At 50.9% G+C, this 5,845-nt stretch carries 1 protein-coding gene, 2 tRNA genes and 3 rRNA genes; all 6 read left to right on the top strand.

Annotated elements, in window-relative coordinates; genetic code table 11:
* Positions 1-275: 275 nt before the first annotated feature.
* A complete protein-coding gene (locus tag EJP67_RS33395) occupies positions 276-467 on the top strand; it encodes a hypothetical protein (protein ID WP_126026008.1) in 192 nt (63 codons plus the stop codon).
* 131 nt (positions 468-598) lie between these two features.
* Positions 599-2,133 (top strand): 16S ribosomal RNA (locus tag EJP67_RS33400).
* Positions 2,134-2,212: 79 nt separating this feature from the next.
* Positions 2,213-2,289: transfer RNA gene (locus EJP67_RS33405), tRNA-Ile, on the top strand.
* Between the two features lie 29 nt (positions 2,290-2,318).
* Positions 2,319-2,394: transfer RNA gene (locus EJP67_RS33410), tRNA-Ala, on the top strand.
* A 316-nt stretch (positions 2,395-2,710) separates the two neighbouring features.
* Positions 2,711-5,581 (top strand): 23S ribosomal RNA (locus EJP67_RS33415).
* Between the two features lie 128 nt (positions 5,582-5,709).
* A 5S ribosomal RNA gene (rrf, locus tag EJP67_RS33420) occupies positions 5,710-5,822 on the top strand.
* Together the 16S, 23S and 5S rRNA genes with 2 tRNA genes alongside form the textbook arrangement of a ribosomal RNA operon.
* Positions 5,823-5,845 lie beyond the last annotated feature (23 nt).

The raw sequence follows: 5,845 nt of genomic DNA on the forward strand, positions 1-5,845 counted from the left end.
AAATCTGTCATATACTCGTGGGCTTCGCTGCTGAATGCCTCCTGGTGTTCGGGTCTGGCAGGTTCTTAGGGGCTGGTTGGATGGGGTGAAGAAAAGTCTTCGAAAAGTTGACGCGGTTTGAAAAAACAGTGCATAATCGAAGGCTTCGCTGAAACGAACTGCTTCAGTGGCTTGCGACGAAGGTTGCGGGTTGCGAAAGAAGTTGGCGGATGCGAAAAGCCAAAATAGTTTGGTTGATTTGAAAAAATCGTGCTAGACTACAAGGCTCCGCTGAAATGACTTCGGCGGCTGACAATGAGAGTTGTGAGCTGCGAATAATGAAGAAATGGAAAGCGAAAAAGTTTGGCGATTCTTTAAAAATCGTGCTAGACTACAAGGCTTCGCTGATCGCAGCAAGCAAACGAAGTAAACGACAAGTTGCTTCGGTGATCGTTAAAAAATTACAGCCGATAAGCGTGGGCGTTTGAAGGTAATTGCACAAGTTCTTCGGAACAAGTCGCAAGACTTAAAACGCTCATGAGAATAGAAGTGAAGTTCACTTCAATTCCGTTTTTGTGAGTTTTGCTCCATCGCGAGATGGGGCGCAAAAATCAAGATCGAACTATAGAGTTTGATCCTGGCTCAGATTGAACGCTGGCGGCATGCCTTACACATGCAAGTCGAACGGCAGCGCGGGAGCAATCCTGGCGGCGAGTGGCGAACGGGTGAGTAATACATCGGAACGTGCCCAATCGTGGGGGATAACGCAGCGAAAGCTGTGCTAATACCGCATACGATCTACGGATGAAAGCAGGGGATCGCAAGACCTTGCGCGAATGGAGCGGCCGATGGCAGATTAGGTAGTTGGTGAGGTAAAGGCTCACCAAGCCTTCGATCTGTAGCTGGTCTGAGAGGACGACCAGCCACACTGGGACTGAGACACGGCCCAGACTCCTACGGGAGGCAGCAGTGGGGAATTTTGGACAATGGGCGCAAGCCTGATCCAGCCATGCCGCGTGCAGGATGAAGGCCTTCGGGTTGTAAACTGCTTTTGTACGGAACGAAACGGCTCTTTCTAATAAAGAGGGCTAATGACGGTACCGTAAGAATAAGCACCGGCTAACTACGTGCCAGCAGCCGCGGTAATACGTAGGGTGCAAGCGTTAATCGGAATTACTGGGCGTAAAGCGTGCGCAGGCGGTGATGTAAGACAGTTGTGAAATCCCCGGGCTCAACCTGGGAACTGCATCTGTGACTGCATTGCTGGAGTACGGCAGAGGGGGATGGAATTCCGCGTGTAGCAGTGAAATGCGTAGATATGCGGAGGAACACCGATGGCGAAGGCAATCCCCTGGGCCTGTACTGACGCTCATGCACGAAAGCGTGGGGAGCAAACAGGATTAGATACCCTGGTAGTCCACGCCCTAAACGATGTCAACTGGTTGTTGGGTCTTCACTGACTCAGTAACGAAGCTAACGCGTGAAGTTGACCGCCTGGGGAGTACGGCCGCAAGGTTGAAACTCAAAGGAATTGACGGGGACCCGCACAAGCGGTGGATGATGTGGTTTAATTCGATGCAACGCGAAAAACCTTACCCACCTTTGACATGTACGGAATTTGCCAGAGATGGCTTAGTGCTCGAAAGAGAGCCGTAACACAGGTGCTGCATGGCTGTCGTCAGCTCGTGTCGTGAGATGTTGGGTTAAGTCCCGCAACGAGCGCAACCCTTGTCATTAGTTGCTACATTCAGTTGGGCACTCTAATGAGACTGCCGGTGACAAACCGGAGGAAGGTGGGGATGACGTCAAGTCCTCATGGCCCTTATAGGTGGGGCTACACACGTCATACAATGGCTGGTACAAAGGGTTGCCAACCCGCGAGGGGGAGCTAATCCCATAAAACCAGTCGTAGTCCGGATCGCAGTCTGCAACTCGACTGCGTGAAGTCGGAATCGCTAGTAATCGTGGATCAGAATGTCACGGTGAATACGTTCCCGGGTCTTGTACACACCGCCCGTCACACCATGGGAGCGGGTTCTGCCAGAAGTAGTTAGCTTAACCGCAAGGAGGGCGATTACCACGGCAGGGTTCGTGACTGGGGTGAAGTCGTAACAAGGTAGCCGTATCGGAAGGTGCGGCTGGATCACCTCCTTTCTGGAAACAGGCAATTTAATTTAAACGCCCACACTTATCGGTTGTTGGAAGAAGTCGAGATCGTCAAGGTCATCGATATGGGTCTGTAGCTCAGCTGGTTAGAGCACCGTCTTGATAAGGCGGGGGTCGTTGGTTCGAGCCCAACTAGACCCACCAAATCTTCTGATATCTCGTGTGAGAGTTGAGGGGGATTAGCTCAGCTGGGAGAGCACCTGCTTTGCAAGCAGGGGGTCGTCGGTTCGATCCCGTCATCCTCCACCAACAACTCGATGCTTACTCAACACCAAAGCGGCTTCCTGCGAAAGCATGAGGCTTCTTTGTTGTTGATCAGGATCTCTTGATCAATCGGCTGTTCTTTAAAAATTCATAGAGTCGAATCAGCGCTGCTGATGGAAACCGCACATTCGTAAAGGTTTAGTGCGGACCGTGCCATCAGCGGCAAGAATTTTTGATTGCGTCAAAAGAAACTTCAATTTCGAATCAAATCGATTTTTGAAGACGGCATAACGCGTCAGGTGAAAGACCTGGCAATTCCTTGATTGACTTTGGTTTCCGTGAGGAAACGTCAAAGTTATAGGGTCAAGTGAATAAGAGCACGTGGTGGATGCCTTGGCAATGATAGGCGACGAAGGACGTGATAGCCTGCGATAAGCTTCGGGGAGCTGGCAAATTAGCTTTGATCCGGAGATTTCCGAATGGGGAAACCCACCGAAAGGTATCGTTATCTGAATACATAGGGTAACGAGGCGAACCGGGTGAACTGAAACATCTCAGTAGCTCGAGGAAAAGACATCAACCGAGATTCCGAAAGTAGTGGCGAGCGAAATCGGAGAAGCCTGTTAGTGATAGCACAAGACATAACGGAACAGCTTGGAAAGGCTGGCCATAGCGGGTGATAGCCCCGTACGTGAAATGACCTGTGTGGTACTGAGCTAACGACAAGTAGGGCGGGACACGAGAAATCCTGTCTGAATATGGGGGGACCATCCTCCAAGGCTAAATACTCATCATTGACCGATAGTGAACTAGTACCGTGAGGGAAAGGCGAAAAGAACCCCGGGAGGGGAGTGAAATAGATCCTGAAACCGCGTGCTTACAAAAAGTAGGAGCCCGCAAGGGTGACTGCGTACCTTTTGTATAATGGGTCAGCGACTTACATTCAGTGGCAAGGTTAACCGAATAGGGAAGCCGTAGAGAAATCGAGTCCGAATAGGGCGATCAGTCGCTGGGTGTAGACCCGAAACCAAGTGATCTATCCATGGCCAGGATGAAGGTGCCGTAACAGGTACTGGAGGTCCGAACCGACTAGTGTTGCAAAACTAGCGGATGAGCTGTGGATAGGGGTGAAAGGCTAAACAAACTTGGAAATAGCTGGTTCTCTCCGAAAACTATTTAGGTAGTGCCTCAAGTATTACCTTCGGGGGTAGAGCACTGTTTTGGCTAGGGGGTCATGGCGACTTACCAAACCAAGGCAAACTCCGAATACCGAAGAGTACAGCTTGGGAGACAGAGCACCGGGTGCTAACGTCCGGACTCAAGAGGGAAACAACCCAGACCGCCAGCTAAGGTCCCTAAAATTGGCTAAGTGGGAAACGAAGTGGGAAGGCTAAAACAGTCAGGATGTTGGCTTAGAAGCAGCCATCATTTAAAGAAAGCGTAATAGCTCACTGATCGAGTCGTCCTGCGCGGAAGATGTAACGGGGCTAAGCCAGTTACCGAAGCTGCGGATTTGCAATTTATTGCAAGTGGTAGGAGAGCGTTCTGTAAGCCTGTGAAGGTGCGTTGTAAAGCGTGCTGGAGGTATCAGAAGTGCGAATGCTGACATGAGTAGCGTTAAAGGGGGTGAAAAGCCCCCTCGCCGTAAGCGCAAGGTTTTCTACGCAACGTTCATCGGCGTAGAGTGAGTCGGCCCCTAAGGCGAGGCAGAGATGCGTAGCTGATGGGAAACAGGTCAATATTCCTGTACCGATTGTTAGTGCGATGTGGGGACGGATCTTAATAGGTCATCCGGGTGTTGGATTTCCCGGTTTAGATGGATGTAGGCGTGCATTAGGCAAATCCGGTGCACATATACCGAGGCCATCGATCGAGCCAGCTTGCTGGTGAAGTGATTGAACGAGGTTCCAGGAAAAGCCACTAAGCTTCAGCTAACAACGACCGTACCGCAAACCGACACTGGTGCGCGAGATGAGTATTCTAAGGCGCTTGAGAGAACTCAGGAGAAGGAACTCGGCAAATTGACACCGTAACTTCGGAAGAAGGTGTGCCCTATTAGTGTGAAGTGAACAACGGAGCATGAACGGGTTGCAAAAAATCGGTGGCTGCGACTGTTTATTAAAAACACAGCACTCTGCAAACACGAAAGTGGACGTATAGGGTGTGACGCCTGCCCGGTGCTGGAAGATTAAATGATGGGGTGCAAGCTCTTGATTGAAGTCCCAGTAAACGGCGGCCGTAACTATAACGGTCCTAAGGTAGCGAAATTCCTTGTCGGGTAAGTTCCGACCTGCACGAATGGCGTAACGATGGCCACACTGTCTCCTCCTGAGACTCAGCGAAGTTGAAATGTTTGTGATGATGCAATCTCCCCGCGGAAAGACGGAAAGACCCCATGAACCTTTACTGTAGCTTTGTATTGGACTTTGAACAGATCTGTGTAGGATAGGTGGGAGGCTTTGAAGCAGGGTCGCTAGATCTTGTGGAGCCAACGTTGAAATACCACCCTGGTGTGTTTGAGGTTCTAACCTAGGTCCATTATCTGGATCGGGGACAGTGCATGGTAGGCAGTTTGACTGGGGCGGTCTCCTCCCAAAGCGTAACGGAGGAGTTCGAAGGTACGCTAGTTACGGTCGGACATCGTGACGATAGTGCAATGGCATAAGCGTGCTTAACTGCGAGACTGACAAGTCGAGCAGATGCGAAAGCAGGACATAGTGATCCGGTGGTTCTGTATGGAAGGGCCATCGCTCAACGGATAAAAGGTACTCTGGGGATAACAGGCTGATACCGCCCAAGAGTTCATATCGACGGCGGTGTTTGGCACCTCGATGTCGGCTCATCTCATCCTGGGGCTGTAGCCGGTCCCAAGGGTATGGCTGTTCGCCATTTAAAGAGGTACGTGAGCTGGGTTTAAAACGTCGTGAGACAGTTTGGTCCCTATCTTCCGTGGGCGCTGCAGATTTGAGGAAGCCTGCTCCTAGTACGAGAGGACCGGAGTGGACACACCTCTGGTGTATCGGTTGTCACGCCAGTGGCATTGCCGAGTAGCTAAGTGTGGAAGAGATAACCGCTGAAAGCATCTAAGCGGGAAACTCGTTTCAAGATGAGATCTGCCGGGGCCTTGAGCCCCCTGAAGAGTCGTTCAAGACCAGGACGTTGATAGGTCAGGTGTGGAAGCGCAGTAATGCGTTAAGCTAACTGATACTAATTGCTCGTGCGGCTTGACCCTATAACTTTGATCAGTTAGATCAAGGTGTTATGCCAAGTTGACGCATTCAAAACAATTCGCCAAAAGCTGATTCCAAACTCTATGAATTCGTCTGATTGATCGTGTGATCAGCCAGACAACCCTTTATGCCTGATGACCATAGCGAGTTGGTCCCACTCCTTCCCATCCCGAACAGGACAGTGAAACGACTCAGCGCCGATGATAGTGCGGGTTCCCGTGTGAAAGTAGGTCATCGTCAGGCTCTTACAGCCCCAAAAACCCCCG

Origin of the sequence: Variovorax guangxiensis (assembly GCF_003952165.1) — a bacterium.
In the GTDB taxonomy this organism is placed as follows: Bacteria; Pseudomonadota; Gammaproteobacteria; order Burkholderiales; family Burkholderiaceae_C; genus Variovorax; species Variovorax guangxiensis.

Excerpts from the sequence above, each read along its gene's own strand:
- EJP67_RS33395 (WP_126026008.1), top strand. The coding sequence starts at position 276 with ATGACTTCGGCGGCTGACAATGAGAGTTGTGAGCTGCGAATAATGAAG.